This window comes from Naasia lichenicola (assembly GCF_004801885.1).
Lineage (GTDB): Bacteria > Actinomycetota > Actinomycetes > Actinomycetales > Microbacteriaceae > Naasia > Naasia lichenicola.
This window is the reverse complement of record NZ_SSSM01000003.1, coordinates 91,523-110,097: the sequence shown is the minus strand read 5'-3', so window position 1 is coordinate 110,097 and position 18,575 is coordinate 91,523. Positions and strand designations below refer to the sequence as shown.

At 69.0% G+C, this 18,575-nt stretch carries 15 protein-coding genes; 11 read left to right on the top strand and 4 right to left on the bottom strand.

Annotated elements, in window-relative coordinates; all coding sequences use genetic code 11:
• Nucleotides 1–47: 47 nt before the first annotated feature.
• Both E6C64_RS05710 and E6C64_RS05705 read left to right on the top strand, forming a co-directional pair.
• Entirely contained in the window at nt 48–2,942 is a 2,895-nt protein-coding gene (locus E6C64_RS05710; protein WP_136426690.1) for an FAD-binding and (Fe-S)-binding domain-containing protein, read from the top strand.
• Nucleotides 2,943–3,040: 98 nt separating this feature from the next.
• Entirely contained in the window at nt 3,041–3,259 is a 219-nt protein-coding gene (locus E6C64_RS05705) for a hypothetical protein (protein WP_199240967.1), read from the top strand.
• A 48-nt stretch (nt 3,260–3,307) separates the two neighbouring features.
• On the opposite strand, the gene E6C64_RS05700 is transcribed toward E6C64_RS05705, so the two are convergent.
• From E6C64_RS05700 to E6C64_RS05685, 4 genes are all read right to left on the bottom strand, one after another.
• Nucleotides 3,308–4,273 carry a S66 peptidase family protein gene (locus E6C64_RS05700; RefSeq protein ID WP_136426689.1) on the bottom strand — a complete coding sequence of 322 codons (966 nt, stop codon included), beginning with the start codon at nt 4,271–4,273 and terminating at the stop codon, nt 3,308–3,310.
• A 140-nt stretch (nt 4,274–4,413) separates the two neighbouring features.
• Nucleotides 4,414–6,783 carry a putative Ig domain-containing protein gene (locus E6C64_RS05695; protein ID WP_158437756.1) on the bottom strand — a complete coding sequence of 790 codons (2,370 nt, stop codon included), beginning with the start codon at nt 6,781–6,783 and terminating at the stop codon, nt 4,414–4,416.
• A gap of 221 nt (nt 6,784–7,004) precedes the next feature.
• Nucleotides 7,005–7,649: an alpha/beta hydrolase gene (locus E6C64_RS05690; protein WP_136426687.1), complete on the bottom strand. Its 645-nt coding sequence runs from the start codon at nt 7,647–7,649 to the stop codon at nt 7,005–7,007.
• Nucleotides 7,646–8,623, bottom strand: a complete 978-nt coding sequence (locus E6C64_RS05685; protein WP_136426686.1) for a ring-cleaving dioxygenase — start codon at nt 8,621–8,623, stop codon at nt 7,646–7,648. Before E6C64_RS05685 ends, E6C64_RS05690 begins: the two co-directional genes overlap by 4 nt.
• Before the next feature lie 169 nt (nt 8,624–8,792).
• Between E6C64_RS05685 and E6C64_RS05680 the strand changes: the two genes are divergently transcribed.
• The 9 genes from E6C64_RS05680 to E6C64_RS05640 all read left to right on the top strand — a co-directional run bounded on the left by E6C64_RS05680 (nt 8,793) and on the right by E6C64_RS05640 (nt 18,523).
• Nucleotides 8,793–9,833 (top strand): helix-turn-helix domain-containing protein, encoded by a 1,041-nt coding sequence (locus E6C64_RS05680; RefSeq protein ID WP_136426685.1) that lies wholly within the window; start codon nt 8,793–8,795, stop codon nt 9,831–9,833.
• A 100-nt stretch (nt 9,834–9,933) separates the two neighbouring features.
• Nucleotides 9,934–11,748 carry an FAD-dependent oxidoreductase gene (locus tag E6C64_RS05675; protein ID WP_438941842.1) on the top strand — a complete coding sequence of 605 codons (1,815 nt, stop codon included), beginning with the start codon at nt 9,934–9,936 and terminating at the stop codon, nt 11,746–11,748.
• Nucleotides 11,745–12,830, top strand: coding sequence for a maleylacetate reductase (locus E6C64_RS05670; RefSeq protein ID WP_136426684.1), 1,086 nt, complete (start codon nt 11,745–11,747; stop codon nt 12,828–12,830). Before E6C64_RS05675 ends, E6C64_RS05670 begins: the two co-directional genes overlap by 4 nt.
• A complete protein-coding gene (locus tag E6C64_RS05665) occupies nt 12,827–13,726 on the top strand; it encodes a dioxygenase family protein (protein WP_136426683.1) in 900 nt (299 codons plus the stop codon). Before E6C64_RS05670 ends, E6C64_RS05665 begins: the two co-directional genes overlap by 4 nt.
• A gap of 113 nt (nt 13,727–13,839) precedes the next feature.
• Nucleotides 13,840–15,168 (top strand): ABC transporter substrate-binding protein, encoded by a 1,329-nt coding sequence (locus tag E6C64_RS05660; RefSeq protein ID WP_136426682.1) that lies wholly within the window; start codon nt 13,840–13,842, stop codon nt 15,166–15,168.
• Complete coding sequence (locus E6C64_RS05655) at nt 15,168–15,929, top strand: ABC transporter ATP-binding protein (protein WP_136426681.1); 762 nt, start codon at nt 15,168–15,170, stop codon at nt 15,927–15,929. The genes E6C64_RS05660 and E6C64_RS05655 overlap by 1 nt, the downstream gene beginning before the upstream one ends.
• Nucleotides 15,922–16,620: an ABC transporter ATP-binding protein gene (locus E6C64_RS05650; protein WP_136426680.1), complete on the top strand. Its 699-nt coding sequence runs from the start codon at nt 15,922–15,924 to the stop codon at nt 16,618–16,620. Before E6C64_RS05655 ends, E6C64_RS05650 begins: the two co-directional genes overlap by 8 nt.
• A complete protein-coding gene (locus tag E6C64_RS05645; RefSeq protein ID WP_136426679.1) occupies nt 16,617–17,486 on the top strand; it encodes a branched-chain amino acid ABC transporter permease in 870 nt (289 codons plus the stop codon). The genes E6C64_RS05650 and E6C64_RS05645 overlap by 4 nt, the downstream gene beginning before the upstream one ends.
• Nucleotides 17,483–18,523 (top strand): branched-chain amino acid ABC transporter permease, encoded by a 1,041-nt coding sequence (locus E6C64_RS05640; protein ID WP_136426678.1) that lies wholly within the window; start codon nt 17,483–17,485, stop codon nt 18,521–18,523. Before E6C64_RS05645 ends, E6C64_RS05640 begins: the two co-directional genes overlap by 4 nt.
• Nucleotides 18,524–18,575 lie beyond the last annotated feature (52 nt).

Sequence of the window (18,575 nt, the reverse complement as noted above, 5' to 3'; positions counted from 1 at the left end):
GGACCTAGGTCACATGTAACGTGTCGCCCTACGGTGCACGACGACGAATGCAGGAAGCCCACGTGCAGCAGTCCAGCTCCCTCCTCACGGCTCTCAGCGGATCCGTTCGCGGCGAGGTCTCCGAGGCACCCATCCGACGCGCGCAGTACTCGACGGATGCCTCCAACTACCGAGTGCCGCCCTCAGTGGTCGTCTACCCGACCGACGCATCGGACCTCGCTACGATCACGCAGATCTCTCGCGAGCTCGCCGTCCCGATGACTCTGCGCGGAGGCGGCACCTCCGTCGCGGGCAACGCCATCGGCACCGGAATCCTCGTGGACACCTCCGTGCACATGAACCGCGTCCTGGATATCGACCCTTCAGCCCGAACGGCGCGCGTCGAGCCGGGCACCGTGATGAGCACGCTCCAGGCGGCGGCTGCACCGTTCGGCCTGCGATTCGGGCCGGATCCGTCCACCCAGTCGCGGGCGACCCTGGGGGGCATGATCGGGAACAACGCCTGCGGACCGCACGCAGTGGCCTACGGCCGCACCTCGGACAACGTCATCGACCTCGACGTGGTCGATGGGCGGGGGCGGCGATTCCTCGCAGGTAAGGACCTGACGGTCGTTCCCGGCCTCGAGGAACTGGTCTCGAAGAATCTGGCCGTGCTGCGCACCGAGCTCGGAACCTTCGGCCGACAGGTCAGCGGCTACTCGCTGGAGCACCTCCTACCGGAGAACGGCCGCAACCTCGCTCGTGCTCTCGTGGGCACGGAGGGCACCGTGGCCACCGTTCTCGAGTCGACGGTCCGACTGGTGCCCATCTCGCCGTCACCCGTTCTCGTGGTGCTCGGCTACGCCGACATGGCGGCCGCGGCCGACGACGTCCCCGCACTGCTCACGCATCATCCTTTGGCGATGGAGGGAATGGACGCCCGCCTGGTCGATGTGGTCCGCACCCACTCCCGAGGACAGAACTTCCCGGTGCTCCCACCTGGCGGAGGCTGGCTGATGATCGAGATCGGCGGCGAGACGCCCGCAGAGGCGATCCGTGCCGCGGAGCTCCTCGCGGCCGACGCTGCGACCCGTTCGGTGCGGATCGTGCCGGCCGGGCCGGAGGCGGCCGCGATCTGGAGGATGCGTGCCGACGGCGCTGGACTCGCGGGGCGGACGGCCGGAGGCCGTCAGGCCTGGCCGGGCTGGGAGGATGCGGCAGTGCCCCCGGCGAGCCTCGGGGTCTATCTCCGCGAGTTCGATGCGCTGATGGACGAGTTCGGCGTCGAAGGGCTTGCCTACGGCCATTTCGGGGACGGCTGCGTGCACGTGCGGATCGACCTCCCGCTTGAGCGCGACGGCGATGCCCTTCGTGCATTCACCACGCGGGCGGCGGAGCTGGTGGTGAGTCATGGCGGCTCGCTGTCCGGCGAGCATGGGGATGGACGGGCGAGGAGCGAGCTCCTCGGTCAGATGTACTCGCCCGAAGCGCTCCGCATCTTCGAGGCCTTCAAGCATCTTTTCGACCCCGAGAACCTGCTCAATCCGGGGATCATCGTCGCCCCGCGCGCGCTGGACGTCGACCTGCGGAGGCCGACTGCGCTGCCGATCCTGCGGACGTCCGGATTCGCGTTCGGAGAGGACGAAGGAGACTTCACGAAGGCGATCCATCGCTGCGTGGGAGTCGGGAAGTGCCGCGCGGATAACAGTGCGAGCGGCGGGTTCATGTGCCCATCGTTCCTCGCGACGAAGGACGAGACGCACGTCACCCGAGGCCGCGCGCGCGTGCTGCAGGAGCTCTCCAGCGGAACCTTCGGCCCCCAGGCCTGGAAGGCCGAGGAGGTCCACGACGCCCTCGATCTCTGCCTGAGCTGCAAGGCGTGCGCGAGCGATTGCCCGGCCGGGGTCGACATGGCCAAGTACAAGTCGGAGGTCCTCCACCGCACCTACGAGGGCAAGGTGCGCCCCATCAACCATTACGTCCTCGGGTGGCTTCCCCGCTGGTCACGGCTGGCCGGTGTGGCGCCGTCCGTGGTGAACGCCATCACACGCATCCCCTTCGTGCAGCCCCTCGTGCTCCGCCTCGGCGGAATGGACCCGCGCCGCTCCATCCCGAAGTTCGCCGCCAAGCCGTTCCTGCGATCCGAGCGTCGCACTGGCCGCCGGTCGGGTGTCATCCCGAAGCAGGACCCTGCCCGTCCCAAGGTGGTGCTCTGGGTGGACTCGTTCAGCGATGCCTTCTCTCCCGACATCCCTCGGGCGGCCATCGCGGTCCTCGAGGATGCCGGTTATCAGGTCCTGATCCCGGATCAGGAGGCATGCTGCGGGCTGACGTGGATCAGCACGGGCCAGCTGACTGCCGCGAAGACGAAGCTGCGCGGTCTCCTCGATGTGTTCGGCCCATTCGCGGCTGCGGGAATCCCGATCATCGGGCTGGAGCCGTCGTGCACCGCGGTCCTGCGATCCGACCTCGTCGACCTCTTACCGGAGGATCCGCGCTCCCACCAGGTGTCCGACGCGACCCGTACCCTCGCGGAGATGCTGACCGGCACCAGCAGCGCGGCCATGAACGGCTGGACGCCTCCCGACCTGAGCGATGTGACCGCGGTCGTGCAGCCGCACTGCCACCAGCACGCTGTCATGGGGTTCGACGCCGACACGAGCATCCTCGCGGCGGGTGGGGCGACCATCACGACGCTGGCCGGCTGTTGCGGGCTGGCGGGAAACTTCGGCATGGAGAAGGGGCACTACGAGACCTCCGTCGCGGTCGCGGAAAACGCCCTGCTTCCGGCTCTGCGCTCGGCCGATTCGTCGACGGTCTTCCTCGCCGATGGATTCTCATGCCGCACGCAGGCCGACCAGCTCGCAGGAGTCCAGGGACGAAGCCTGGCCGAACTCCTCGCGGACCACCTTCGAGCGCCAGGGGACGCCCGACGCGCTGTGTCCCAGACCCTGGGTCGGTGAGCCGGATCGACGGCGGAGACGCTGCGACGAGTGGACGATAGGCCCCGCGGAGCAGGCATGGACCTCAGTCGCAGGCCGCGGCGGGTAGGTTGTGCCGGGTGACCAGCCGCGTGAGCAATTCCGTCCTCCTCCTTCTCGGGCTCGTCGCGCTGGTCGTCGGCGCGGTGTGGGTCGGTCAGGGCCTCAACCTGATCCCGGGAAGCTTCATGACGGGCAACCGCATGTGGTTCTTCATCGGCATCGTCGTTGGTCTCGCCGGAATCGTCATGCTGGTCCTCGCCGGGCGTCGGCTGGCGACCGGTCGCCGATCCGGGTGATCCGATTCGCTCGTTCTCCTGCGAGCTGGAACGTCCGTTGCCGGCGCGTCAGCTGACGACGGCGGGTTCGAGGAGAGTGAGGGACGGGGCCGAAGAGTCGAGTCGGGCCCGGATGCCGAGCGGCAGCGGCAGATTCGGCGGATTGTGGCCGATCTCGACATTTCCCAGCACCGGTATCTCGCGGTCCCCGAGCACATCGAGCACCACGGCGCGCAGGTCGGGCCCGCCGTCCGTCTCCTCGATGGTGCTGGTCGGCCCGACGATCATCCCGGCGATGCGGTCGAGGTGGCCGCCGAGACGGAGCACGTGCAGGTCGTTCCACACCGAGGACGTCGATGCGCTCACGTCCTCCCAGAACAGGATCGCACCGTCGAATCGCTCTGGAGGCAGCGCGAACGGGGTCGCTTGGAGCTTCACGAGGCGGTTGAGGAGGCCGCCGACGAGAGGCCCGTCGGCCGTGCCTGATCGCCAGGTCTCCCACGACCCGCTGGTGGGCAGAGCGTGCGGTGCGGTCCCGTCGAGCACGGCCAGCAGAGCGGCCGCCAACGCATCCCGGCGGTCGTCCTCGAGCTCGTGCCAGTACCCGAGCCCGTGCGTGACCAGATCGGAGTGCACGGTGACCAGTCCGGTCTTGGCGTGCAGCGCGAGCTGCAGAGCCGTGATGTCGCTGAAGCCGAGCAGAGGCTTCGGATCGGATCGGACAGCGTCGAGGTCCACCAGGTCGAGATACGAGAACGTGGTCCGTCCGCCGGTCAACGCGAATATGGCGCGGACCTCTCTATCCGCCAGCAGTGCGTTCAGATCGGCGGCGATCTCCCGCGGGGTGCCCGCGGACCACCAGTTGCCGCGGCCGAGCTCGACGAGCGGTGCCGTCCGGACCGTGAACCCGAGCGACTCGAGGGCGGCGATGCCGGCCGTCGCGATCTCCGCTTCGTCCGCATCGAGTCCGCCGGAGAGCGCCGCCACGGCGACGACGTCGCCGGGCCGGACAGCGGGTGGTCGAAGGAGCTGCATGGCGTGTCTCCTGCTCGAACTGGATCGCAAGCGGACTTGGCGTGGTCCCTGTCGGTGAGGGTTTCCGCGCTGCGGCCATTCTGCCGGTCGACGAGGCCCGCCGAGAAGCAGCTCGATCTAGAAGGGCGCGTCGAGGACGCTCATTCGCCCCTGAGTGCGCTCGATGGCCGTCGACGTCGCGCGATCCAGAACGAGATGGCGCCGACTGTCAGCAGGCTCGCGCCGATCAGCAGCGGCCACGACGCGTCGATGCCCGTTCCGGCGAGGCCGCCGTCGGTCGGTGCGTTCGATGCGGGCAGCGAGGCGGCAGATGGGGCGGCGGTCGATCCTGTCGCTGTGACGGTGGTCGCGGCGCGGATGCTCAGTCCGAGATCCCTCGTGTGCGTGGCGCCGTTCTCGGTGTAGCCGACGACGAGCCGACCGCTGAACGCGGCCGTCGGGGTCCCCGAGAGAACGCCGGTCGCCGCATCGAGGGACAGGCCGGCAGGCAGCGCTCCGGCCACCGACCAGGTGCCTCCGCCGATGCCGCCTGCCTCCGTCAGCGTCTGGCTGTACGCGGTGCCGACGTCGCCCTGATCGAGCGAGGTGGTGGTCACCGCGAGCACCCGGAAGGATCGCGCGACGCTGGTGGCAGCAGCACGGGTGGCATCGCCGCTCTGGCTTGCGACGAGGGTGCACAGGCCGGTGGAGTGCAGCGTCACGGAAGATCCCGACACGGTGCAGACGGAGGTCGTGGTCGAGGCGACCGACGCGCTGAGCCCGGTCGCCGACGTCGCGGGACTCACGCTCATGCCCGTCGCGTCGATCGGCTGCGTTCCGGGCTGGACGAAGGTGATCGTCTGCGGGATCTTCGCGAGGGTGAAGGCGCGCGAGACCGGCGAGGCCGGGCTGTACGTCGCGTCGCCCGCCTGGGTGGCGCGAACGCTGCACAGCCCCGGGCTGACGGGAACGATGGAGGTTCCCGAGATCGTGCAGACCGATGGCGTCGACGAGGCGAGCGTGACCGAGCGCGCGGGCGCCGTGGTCTGCGCGTCCGTGGTGATGGTGGACGAGGAGAAGGTGCGATCACCCGGGTCGGTGAAGGTGATGGTCTGCGCGAGCAGGTTGCTGACGGGGAACTGCTGGGTCACCGAGGCCGCTCGTCCGAAGTCGGAGTCGCCCGCCTGGGTCGCCGTGACGACGCACGTCGCGGTCATGGTCCCGACCGGGAGCGCGAGCGTGGTGATGTCCAGGCCGCTGACCGTGCAGACGCCGGGCGTCTGGGATTCGAGCACAGGGGGGAGCCCAGAGGATGCGGTGGCGCCCGACGCGAAGGTGTGGCTCGTCGACCCTGACTGCGTCGGCTGGGTCGGGAACGTGATCGTCTGGGCGGAGATGGGAGCCGTGAAGGCGAGGGTCGACGTCGAGCTGTCGTCGAGCCCGTCGTTGACCGAGAAGGCGAAGCTTCCGCCCGCCGCAGTCGGGATGAGTCGGAGTCGTCCGAGGTCGAGGTCGCTCGTGCTGATCGGCTGTCCCGCCGTCGCCGGAGCCCAGCCGGTGCCGCCGTCGTACTGCAGTGATCCGGCTCCAGAGGCCGGCAGGGAGACGATCGTCAGGCTGCTGAACGGGTTGCGGTCGAGGTCGGAGTACGGGAAGTCCGCGCTGCGGAATGCGTATCCGGTGCCCTGCGCGGCGTAGAACGTGGTGATGTCAGACGTCGTCGGGGGAGTGTTGAACGGGTTGACGGCAGTGCTGGGCGTCAGAGCGGTGGTGCCGTTCGTGGTCCAGATGCCGCCGGCGCTGAAGTCGAGCGCGTAATAGGCGGTCTGGCTGCCGAGCTCGCCGATCCGGACCGTGAGGGTCGAGACCTGGTCGTAGTTCACCTGCAGTCGAGCGAAGGAGTAGGAGCCCGAGGTGGCACCGACGTTGGTCGAGCCGTCGCGGCTCTGGAAGCGCACGAGACCCGAGCCCTTGTCGATCACGTCGAGGCCCTGGGTCGGCGAGGCCGTGAAGTAGTTGTACGACTGGAAGCCGCGGAAGTCGGTGAACTGCTTGACGCCGGCGTTGCCGTCGATGTCGTACGTGTTGATGATCACGTTGGACAGGGTGACCGGCACGCCGGATCCCGGGCCGGTGTAGGTCCCGCCCTCGTAGAAGGTGAACTCCAGGGTCGCGCGGGCCTCGGCGGCCGAACCGGAGATGTCGGTGAGCAGCAGGTCGTCCACGCTCTGCGAGGAGCCGGGCGGCGGGCTGGTGACGGCCGATCCCTCGTCGAACTTCGTCACCGTGGCGCCGGTGATCTCCGCCGTGCGGACGACCGCATCGATCACGGTTCCGTTGATCGTGGCGACCGAGGTGTACTTCATCAGGTCGCCGGCTGTCCGCCCCGTCGCGCCGGTCACCACCGGCACCCGGTTGGCCTGCTTGAACTTGAGTGAGACGCCTGTCGCATCCAGCGTGGATGCCTGCGCGGACTCGGGTGCGATCGCGATGAACGCACCCGCCGTGCCGATCGATGCGAGAAGCATCATGACCAGCAGAAGACGGCTGAGAGGACGTGATGGCCTGCCTGCGGAAGCTCTCTTCCGCTCGTGCGCGACCCGTCCCAGACTTGCTTGTGACACCTGAACTACCCCCATGGCTACCCGCCAACGCTATGCGCACGGGTCCGTAGATGAGGGGACATCGGGGGACAGGTCGGGGTGGGTCGTGGTCCCCAGAGAGGGGGACAGGCATCGACCGCATCCTCGGGTCAGACGCTCATCGACTCGAGCCAGCCCTTCGCCGCTTCGAGCTCGCTCTGTGCGATGCCGTGGCCTCCCGGCCGGACGATCCGGTCGACCGTGGCTCCCGCGGAGCGCAGGGCCGTCTCGAGAGCGTCGACGCTGTCCGACGGCGCCATCGGATCGTCGGAACCGTTGAGCAGAAGGAACTCGCTGCCCGAGAGCGACGACGTCGCCTCCAAGCCGGCGAGGGGATGCATCCCGGAGAACGCGATCACCCGATCCAGCGATTGGGGATGCAGCATCGCCGTGGCCAGCGCGATGTTCGCCCCGTTCGACAGGCCGACCGCGACGATGGTCCGGCCATCGAGGTCGTACTCCGACCGTGCGGCGTCGAGGAAGGAGGCGAGCGCTGCTGCCTCGGTGACGACGCTGTCGACGTCGAACACTCCCTCCGCGAATCGTCGGAACCACCTGCGCGCCCCGTTCTCGGAGAGGCGTCCGCGCGGCGCCAGCACGGTCGACTCAGCCGATAGCAGGGGAGCGAGGCGGGAGATCTCCCGCTCGTCGCTCCCGGTGCCGTGGAGCATCAGGAGGACGGGCGCTGATTCGGTCACCCCGTCGGGTCCAGGGAGGTGCAGATGCGGCCAGGACTCGAGCAGATCGTCCGTCATTCCGGCTGTCCGAGCACGAGGCCGGGGTTGTTCTCCTCGGGAACGACGATGGGGATCACGCGCGCCTCGATGGCCTCGCGAGAGGGCTCGAGCCACGGCGGCAGCTTGAGGGACCGGCCCAGCTCGAGCAGCGGCTCGTCGGTGTTGAAGCCGGGTGTGTCCGTCGCGATCTCGAACAGCACGCCCCCGGGCTCGCGGAAGTAGATCGACGTGAAGTACTGACGGTCGAGGATGGGTGTCACGTCGAAGCCTCGATCCACGAGCTCCGCCCGCCACTGCTCCTGGGCTGCGCCATCCGGGACGCGGAAGGCGATGTGGTGCACGGTTCCGCCGGCGGTGAGGCCGGGTGCGAGATCGCCGCTCGCGGCCACGTCCACGATGTCTCCCGGCAGGCCGTCACCGGCCGCCAGGCGCGTGATCCCGCCGGTCTGGGAGACGATCCGCAGACCCAGGTCCTCGGTGAGGACGCGGATGGTCGCATCGGGATCGCGAACGGTCAGGACCGAGGAATGCTGCCCGCGGATGGCGAACTCGGCAGGGACCGACGCCGAATCCCATGGGTCGCGAGGATCCTCGAGAGAGCTCGCGACAAGCTCCAGCTGGAGGCCGTCGGGATCGCGGACGAACAGGCGCTCCTCAGTCGAGGACGACGAGCTCGCCGTGGCCTCGATGTCCAGCGCCTCGAAGTGCTTCGCCCACCAGCCGAGGCTGCCTGCCGGAACGGAGAGCGCGGTCGTGGTGGACTGCCCCGAGCCCACGCGTCCCTGCTGCACGCCCTTCCATGGGAAGAAGGTGATCAGCGATCCGGGACGGCCCTGGGCGTCGCCGTAGTACAGGTGGTAGGTGCCGGGGTCGTCGAAGTTGACGGTCTTCTTGACCAGTCGCAGCCCGAGACCCTGGATGTAGAAGTCGATGTTCGCCTGGGGATCGCCGGCGATCGCGGTGACGTGGTGCAGACCTTGGGTGGCAGTCATGGTTTCCTCCTGTGCGGGACCAGCCTTCAATGTATATGCAAACGCATAGATCTACGTGCTATTCCCCAGGTTCGTGGAGACCGCCCCCAGTCGCAGGAGTGGCGGCCGCGGGTCTCGTTGCCAGCCTGGCTGCACGAACATAGGATGACCGGCACGGTCTGGAGGCGCGATGGAGCTTGCTGCAGAATCCGAGGCGAGTCCGCTTTGGACGACCTCGGAGTTCCCCTCGCGGCCGCACCCCGCCCCCACGGCCTCGTCGCCGGCCATCGTCCGCTTCTCCACTCGCGGTCTGCACGAGCCGGACCGCATCGCCCTGTGGGAGCAGCACAACGCACGCGCGCTCGTCGGTCTCCAGGCCCGCACCCTGAACGGGAATCCGCTCGAGGCCACGGAGCTGAACCTGCAGCTGAGCGAGCTGCAGTTCGCCCACGTCGTCGCCAACGCCCACATCGTGGAGCGGGATTCGCGGGAGGTCGCCCGCACCCCCGGCGAGGCGGTGGCGCTCTACTTCACGCTGTGGGGTGAGTCGTTCTTCTACCATCGCGACGGAGTGCACCTCCAGCGCCCCGGAGGACTGCTCGTCTGCGATGTCAACGAGCCCTTCATGCGCGGCTTCGCGCAGGGTCTGCAGGAGTTCGCGCTGACGGTTCCGCGGGCGGTCTTCGAGCGCATCACCGGCGGAACGGTGCCGCGAGCGCCCATCACGATGGACTTCGCTCGGATCCCCGGCGCGAACACCCAGGCCGCCGCCCTCGCACGACTCATCAAGACCACCCTGTCCGAGCCGTGTCCCGAAGGGCAGCTCGCGGCCGAGTCGAGCGCCCTCGACCTGCTGCAGGCGATCTTCTGCGCCGACACCTCTCGGAACTCGGCCGGATACCGGCTATCCGCTCTCTCCTACATCGATGTCCACCTCCGCGACCCCCGACTGTCCGTCTCGTCCATCGCGCACAGCATCGGCATCAGTGAGCGTCACCTGTCCCGGATCTTCAGCGACTCGGGGAGCGGCATCAGCCGGACGATCCTCGAGCGACGCCTGACCCTCGCCCGACGGATCCTGTCGCAGGCGGGGGCGCCGCCCGTCGGCGAGGTGGCGGGCCAGTGCGGCTTCTCCTCGCACGCGCACTTCACACGGGTCTTCCGCGAGCGCTTCGAGGAGACCCCTGCCCAGACCCGGGCGCGATCCACGGCCTCCCGCACGAGCGTTTGACTCTGGCCGCCGACTTCTAGTCCGTTTCGGACGTCCCCGGCCCGAGGCGGCTGGTGCGGAGGACACTCTCCCCGAGCGACCCACGACGACGTGGGCGCGGATGGAGATCTTGCTCATGGCCGCATTCGACGATGGCATCGCAGACACGGCGGTACCCACCCTCGACGTCATCGAGACCGATGTCCTGATCGTCGGGTCGGGACCCAGCGGATCGTCGATGGCCCTCGCGCTGTCCACCCTCGGCATCCCGAACATCATGATCACCAAGTACCGGTGGACGGCGAACACACCGCGGGCGCACATCACGAACCAGCGCGCCATGGAGTTCTTCCGCGACATGGGCATCGAGCAGCAGGTGCTCGCCGAGGCCACGCCCCACCACCTCATCGGCGACACGGTCTTCTGCACCTCCATCGCCGGCGAGGAGCTCGGCCGCATCCTCACCTGGGGCACCCACCCCGCGCGGCACGCCGACTATGTGCTGGCGTCCCCGACCCTCAACTGCGACATCCCGCAGAACTACCTCGAGCCGATCCTGGTGCGCAACGCCACCATGCGCGGAACGCAGGCCCGCTTCTCCAGCGAGTACGTCTCGCACACCCAGGACGCCGACGGCGTGACGGTCCAGGTCCTCGACAGGTTCACGGGCCGGCCGTACACCGTGCGCGCCAGGTACCTCATCGGCTGCGATGGAGCGCGGTCCCTGGTCGCATCGGACATCGGCCTCCCGATGGAGGGCGCCATGGACATCGCCGGCTCCATGAACATCACCTTCACCGCCGACATCGAGGAGCTGGTCGGACACCGTCCGTCGGTCCTCTACTGGGTCGTTCAGCCCGGATCCAACGTCGGGGGCATCGGCGCCGGCCTGGTGCGGATGGTCCGACCGTGGAATCAGTGGCTGATCGTCTGGGGCTACGACATCAGCCAGCCGCCGCCCGTCGTGGACGTCGAGGCGGCCAAGGTCATCGTCCGCAACCTGCTCGGCATGCCTGATCTCGAGCCGGAGATCACGGGCATCTCGCTGTGGGGCAACAACGAGATGTACGCGACCACCCTGCAGAAGGGGCGGGTGTTCTGCGCAGGGGATGCCATCCACCGTCATCCGCCGAGCAACGGCCTCGGCTCGAACACGTCGATCCAGGACTCGTACAACCTCGCCTGGAAGCTCGCCGCCGTGCTGCGGGGGCAGGCGGGCGCGGCCCTGCTCGACACCTACAGCGACGAGCGCGCCCCCGTCGCCCGGCAGATCGTCACTCGCGCCAACCGCTCGTCGCGGGAATTCGGCCAGCTGTTCGAGGCGCTCGGGGTCACGACCGCCGGGTCAGAGGCCGAGATGGTGGAGCGCATCGAGGAGCGGAAGGCCGACACCCCCGCCGGAGTCGCGAAGCGCGCCGCGGTCGAGGCCGCCATGGAGATCAAGAACTACGAGTTCAATGCGCACGGGGTCGAGCTCGGGCAGTTCTACACGTCGAGCGCCGTCCAGTCCGACGGCTCTCCGCGTCGCACGTCCGATCGCGATCCCGAGCTGTATTACGAGGCCTCGACAGTCCCTGGCTCGCCGCTCCCGCATGTCTGGCTGGGCGACGCAACTCGCAAGCTGTCCACCCTCGATCTCGCTCCGAGCACGCAGTTCACGATCTTCACGGGCATCGCCGGCCGGGCGTGGGCCGAGGCCGCGGCCTCGGTCGCGGCCCAGCTCGGCATCTCGCTGGGGGCCGTCGTGATCGGACCCGGGTGCGAGGTGACCGACCTCTACTTCGACTGGTCCCGGGTCCGCGAGGTGGGGGAGGACGGCGTCGTGCTGGTCCGCCCCGACAAGATCGTCGCCTGGCGCTCGCACCACCTTGCAGCGGATCCGGAGGGCGCACTGCTCGACGCGCTCTCGACGGTGCTGAGCAGGAGCGAGCGGTGACGCGGGAGTTCGATCACACGACGCTCGGCCAACGGGTGCGCTTCGGCAGCGGTGGCGCGCGTCGCCTCCTCGAAGACGAAGTGTCCTCCCGCGACGCCCAACGCGCCATGGTGATCGCCGCTCCGTTCGAGAAGGACATCGCCGATCGGCTTACCTCGGGCCTCACCGATGCGCTCCGCTTCGACGAGGTCGTCCAGCATGTGCCGATCGAGGTCGCGGAGCGCGCTCGTGCTGCCGCGACGGCAGCGGATGTCGACCTCATCGTCTCCATCGGCGGAGGGTCCACCACGGGGCTTGCGAAAGCGATCGCCATGACGACCGGCATCCCCATCGTCGCGATCCCCACCACCTACGCCGGCTCGGAGGCGACCAATGTCTGGGGCCTCACCGAGGCGTCGCGCAAGACGACGGGCGTCGACGACCGGGTGCTGCCCGGCACGGTGATCTACGACGCCGAGCTCACCCTGACGCTGCCCGTCGAGCTGTCCGTGGCGTCGGGACTCAACGCGATCGCGCACTGCGTCGACTCGCTGTGGGCACCGCGCACTGACCCGATCAATCAGGCGCTGGCCGGTGAGGGCATCCGCGCACTCGCAGCGGGGCTCCGCGGAATCCATGCCGATCTCCACGATCTCGAGGCCCGAGAGCAGGCGCTCTACGGCACCTATCTCGCCGCGGTGGCCTTCGCCTCCGCGGGATCCGGCATGCATCACAAGATCTGCCATGTGCTCGGCGGCACCTACAACCTGCCGCACGCGCAGACGCACGCCGTGATCCTGCCCTACGTCACCGCCTTCAACGTGCCGTTCGACCCGCAGGCGGCCGCTCGCCTCGAGGCGGCATTCGACGCGGCGGATGCGATCGATGGCATGGAGGCGCTCCGCCTCGATCTTGAGGCGCCCCGTGCGCTGCGCGACTTCGGCTTCGATCAGGACTCCATCCCCGAGGCCGCGCGACTGTGCCTCGAAGCGATCCCCGAATCCAATCCTGCCCCGGTCGATCAGGCGGGCCTCGAAGCTCTCCTGCTCGCCGCCTGGGCGGGCGAACCCTCCGCAGCCGCAACGAAGGGAGCCGGACGATGACGTCGGTCCACCACCCGCTCACCGAGGAGCAGATCCGCCGCGAGGACGAGCTGGTCCAGACGGTCGTCGCATCCTTCGACGGTGCGGCGGACGATCGGCTCCGAGAGATCATGCAGGCGCTCGTGCGCCACAGCCACGCCTTCGTCCGGGACGTCCGGCTCACGGAGGCGGAGTGGAGCTCGGCGATCGCCTTCCTCACCGCGTGCGGCCACATCACTGACGATCGCCGTCAGGAGTTCATCCTGCTCTCCGACGTGCTCGGCCTCTCGATGCAGACCGTCGCCGTGAACAACGAGGCGTACGCCGATGCCACCGAGGCGACGGTCTTCGGCCCGTTCTTCGTGGGCGACGCGCCCCTGGTGGAGACCGGCGGCGACATCGCGTTCGGCAGCCCGGGACAGCCCTGCTGGGTCGAGGGCACCGTCCGTGACACGCAGGGTGCGCCCATCGCCGGAGCGCGGATCGAGGTCTGGGAGGCGGACGAGGACGGCTTCTACGACGTGCAGTACACCGACGACCGGGTCGGCGGCCGCGCACATCTATTCGCTGACGACGACGGCGGCTACGCCTTCTGGGGGCTCACCCCCACGCCGTACCCCATCCCGCACGACGGACCCGTCGGCCAGATGCTCGAAGCGGTCGGGCGTTCCCCGATGCGCGCCTCCCACCTGCACTTCATGGTCGCCGCCGAGGGCGCACGCACCCTGGTGACCCACATCTTCGTCCGCGGAGACGAGCTGCTGACCAGCGATTCCGTCTTCGGAGTGAAGGACTCGCTCATCCTCGACTTCCACGAGCAGCCCGCCGACGCGCCCACGCCGGACGGCCGCGACCTCGGGGGTCGCACCTGGTCGCGCACGCGCTTCGACATCGTGCTCGCCCCGTCCGACCTCTGACAGCTCACCAGGCAGCACAGCCGACTCCACCGCACCTCGCTCCACCGCTCCTCGCTTCACCCTCCACAACTGCAGTGCCTCACAGCAACGACGACGTTCTAAGGAGTGCCCTCATGGACACAGCACGCTCCGCTCGCACGACGCGGCGGATCCTCGCACTGAGCCTCACAGCCGCCACCGCGATAGCGCTCGCCGGCTGCAGCGCTCCCACCCTCGGAGGCGGCGGGGGAGGTGGCGAGTCGACCGGGACCGACACCATCAAGATCGGCTACGTGACGCCGCAGACCGGCCCCCTCGCCGCGTTCGGCGAAGCGGACGCCTTCGTCCTCGAGCAGATGAAGGACTACTTCGAGGAGAACGGCGTCACCCTCGCCGACGGGACCAAGCACGACGTCGAGATCATCTCGAAGGACACCCAGTCGGACCCGAAGCGCGCCGGCGACGTGGCCGCCGAGCTCATCCTCCAGGACGGCGTCGACCTCATCCTCGTGTCCTCGACGCCCGAGACCACCAACCCCGTCTCCGACCAGTGCGAGGCGAACCAGGTGGTCTGCATCTCCACGGTCGCTCCCTGGCAGGCCTGGTACTTCGGGCGCGGCGGCACCCCCGACAAGGGTTTCGACTGGACCTATCACTTCTTCTGGGGCCTCGAGGATGCCGAGGCGGTGTACTCGGACATCTGGAAGGTCGCGACCGATGCCAAGGGCGTCGCGCTCCTGCTTCCCAACGACTCCGACGGCGGCGCGTGGGCGGACGAGGCCACGGGCTTCCCACCCTTCATCACGGACCAGGGCCTGACCCCCGACAACCCCGGCGCCTACCCGAACGGGACGACGGACTTCACGGCGCAGATCACCCAGTTCAAGAACTCGGGCGACTCGATCCTGACCGCAGTCCCCATCCCGCCCGACTTCACGACCTTCTGGAAGCAGGCCGTGCAGCAGGGCTACCAGCCCGAGGTGGCGACCGTCGCGAAGGCCATCCTGTTCCCCTCCGCCGTCGAGGCGCTGGGCGATCTCGGCAACAACCTCTCCACCGAGGTCTGGTGGGCGCCGAGCTACCCCTACTCCAGCTCCCTCACCGGTCAGAGCTCCGAGGAGTACGCGGCGGCCTTCACCGAGTCGACCGGACAGCAGTGGACGCAGCCCCTCGGCTTCGCGGAAGCACTCTTCGAGGTGGCGAACGCCGCCCTCGAAAAGTCGGCGAGCTCCGACGCCGCCGACATCAAGGAGGCCGTCGCCACCCTGAAGGTCGACACCATCGTCGGAACGGTCGACTGGACCAGCGGACCCGTGCCCAACGTCTCCAAGACCCCGCTCGTCGGCGGGCAGTGGCGGCTGCAGGACGACGGCTCCTACGAGCTCGTCATCGTCTCCAACAGCGAGCACCCCGACATCCCGACCGGCGGAACGCCCGAGAAGATCGACTGGACCGGCCGCTGATGACCCCTGAGCCACTCGTGGAGACGCGATCCGTGGGTCGCTCCTTCGGGCGGCTGGAGGTGCTCTCCGGCTTCGACCTGAAGGTCGAAGCCGGAGAGGTCCTCGGGATCATCGGACCGAACGGCGCCGGCAAGTCCACCCTCCTTGCGGTGCTCGGCGGCGCGATCCCGCCGACGACCGGCACCATCCTGCTCGACGGCGTCGACGTCACGCGCCGCCCGTCGCACTGGCGGGCCCGGCACGGCATCGCGACCAGCTACCAGGTGCCCAGGCCGTTCCTCGGCATGAGCGTCCTGGAGAACCTGCTGGTCGCCGCCACCTTCGCTGCAGGATCGCGCGGCCACCGCGCCCAGGCGGCGGCGGTCGACTCCCTGCAGCGCACCAACCTCGAGCGCTTCGCCAACGCGGAGGCGAGCTCCCTGCGGCTGCTCGACCGCAAGCGGCTCGAGGTGGCGCGCGCCCTCGCCTCCGGGCCCCGGCTGCTCCTCCTCGATGAGATCGCCGGCGGTCTCACCGAGCAGGAGGTGCCCGAGCTGGTCGAGCTGGTGCGGTCGGTCGCGGCGTCCGGCGTCACCGTCATCTGGATCGAGCACGTCGTGCACGCGCTGACCGCTGTCGCCACGCGACTGCTCTGCCTCAGCTACGGGCGGGTCCTCGCCGAGGGCGAGCCCGCCGCCGTGCTCGCCTCGCCCGAGGTGCGCCGGATCTACCTCGGCCTCGACCCCGAGGTGGCCGCACCCGCGGGAGGCCCGGATGCTTGAGATCTCCGGCTTGTCCGCCGCGTACGGGCAGCTCACCGCGATCCGCGACATCTCGCTGACGGTGGAGTCGGGCGGCATCCTCGCGGTCATCGGCGCCAACGGGGCCGGAAAGTCGACGCTGCTGAAGACGATCGCCGGCCAGCTGAAGGCGACGACGGGCAGCATCCGATTCGACGGTGCCGACGTGACCGCGCTCAGCACCCACGAGCGCGCGCGCCGCGGCATCGTCCTCGTGCCCGAGGGCCGCCGCCTCTTCGGCTCGCTCACCGTGCACGAGAACCTCCAGATCGCGCTGTCCGCCAAGCGTTCCGGCGTCTGGAGCCTCGAGAGCGTCTACGAGCTGTTCCCCCTCGTCGCCGAGCGGCGCCGCCGCCGGGCCGGCGACCTGTCGGGCGGCGAGCAGCAGGCCACTGCCATCGCCCGCGCCCTCATCGCGAACCCCGCCGTGCTGCTGCTCGACGAGGTGAGCCTCGGGCTCGCTCCCGCCATCGTCGGCCAGCTCTACGACCGGCTGCCGCTCATCCTCGAGCAGGGCACCGCCATCCTGCTCGTCGAGCAGGACGTGGCACAGGCCAGGCGAGTGTCCGACGAGGTGCACTGCCTGCTGCAGGGGCGCACCTCGCTCGCCGGCAAGGACCTCGACCTCGCCGACATCTCCCGCGCCTACTTCGGAGCGGAGGCCACCGCATGAGCATCGTGAACGCCGTCATCCAGGGCATCCTGCTCGGCGGTCTCTACGCACTCTTCGCCGCAGGCCTGTCCCTGATGTTCGGCGTCATGCGGCTGGTCAACCTCGCCCACGGGGCATTCGCCGTGCTCGCCGCATACGGCGCCCTGCTCATCGTGCGGACGGGGGCGCTCAACCCGATCGCGGCGCTGCTGATCATCGTCCCGGCGATGGCGGTGCTGGGCTTCGTCGTGCAGCGATTCATCCTTCAGCGCACCCTCGGCACCTCACCGCTGCCCGCGCTCCTGGTGACCTTCGGACTGTCGATCATCATCGAGAACACGCTCCTGCTGACGGTCACCGCGGATCAGCAGCGGCTGAACCTCGGGTCCTTCGACACCGCTGCCATCGCCCTTCCCGGCGGCATCCGGATCGGCGCGTTCCCGCTCGCCGTGTTCGTGTTCGCCCTGGTCGTGCTCGCCCTGCTCTCCCTGGTCCTCTCCCGCACCCAGTACGGGCGGCTCGTCCGTGCCGTCAGCGACGACCCGGGAACGGTCCAGCTGAATGGCGCCGACCCCAAGCTGATCTACGGCTTCGCCGCCGCGATCGCGTTCGGCCTCGTGGCGGTCGCAGGCGTGGCCTCGGGGGTCCAGACCTCGTTCAGTCCATCGTCGGGATCGCTCTTCCTCATCTTCGCGTTCGAGGCGGTCATCATCGGGGGTCTCGGCAGCCTGTGGGGGACCATGCTCGGCGCCGTCGTGCTCGGGATCGCGCAGACCGTCGGAGCCGCCATCGCGCCGGCCCAGCAGATCCTCATCGGGCACCTCGTGTTCCTCGTCTTCCTGGCCTTCCTGCCCGGCGGCATCACTCGACAGAAGGCGCTCCGATGACCGATCTGCTCAGCCGTCGATCGGCATCGAGCACGCAGCGGGTGAGCCGATGGACGCCCTCGTCCGCGGTGGGCACTTCGGCCGGAGCGGTGCTGATCGTGGCGCTCGCCGCGCTGCCGTACCTGATCAACCTCGCGACGATCTACGCGATGATCGACCTCTTCGTCCTGCTCATCCTCGCCTCGACCTGGAACCTGCTCGCCGGGTTCGGCGGCATGGTCTCGGTCGGACAGCAGGCCTACATCGGACTCGGCGCCTATTCGCTCGTGACGCTGGCGGACCTGTTGGGCGTCAACGTCTTCCTCGCCATCCCGATCGCGGCCATCGTCAGCGCGCTCGTCGCGATCCCCGTCTCCTACCTCGCGTTCCGCCTGGTGGGAGGCTACTTCGCGGTCGGCACCTGGGTCATCGCGGAGGTATTCAGACTCGTCACCATCCAGATCCCGCAGGTGGGAGGAGGGGCCGGCGTCTCCATCAGCGCGATGAGCGGCTTCCCCCGCGACCTGCGCATCGCGGTCGGCTACTGGGTAGCGCTGGTCTGCGTCGTCGTCGTCGTGGGGTCCTGCGTCCTGCTCGTGCGGTCCCGGTTCGGGCTCGCCCTCACCGCGCTGCGCGACGACCCGACCGCCGCGGCGACCTCGGGGGTCAACGTCGACGCGTCCAAGCGACTGGTCTACCTCATCTCCGCGGCCGGAGCCGGTGTCGCCGGCACGCTCATCGCCATCTCGACGCTGCGCGTGCAGCCCTCCGGCGTGTACGACGTGCAGTGGTCGGCGTTCATGATCTTCATGGTCGTCATCGGGGGAGTGGGCACCCTCGAAGGACCCATCATCGGCGCCGTGATCTTCTGGCTGCTCAAGCAGGCCCTCGCCGAATACGGATCCGCCTACCTGATCGGCCTCGGCATCCTCGGGGTGCTGTTCGTGCTCTTCGCACGACGGGGCATCTGGGGGCTCGTGTCCCGCCGAGGGAGGGTCGACCTGTTCCCCGTCGGCTACCGGCTCCGACTGCCCGACCAGACCAGGCGGAAGCAGTAGCCGCACCGCCCGCACCTACGTTCCACTTCCGGGTATCCCGCCCGGGATGACC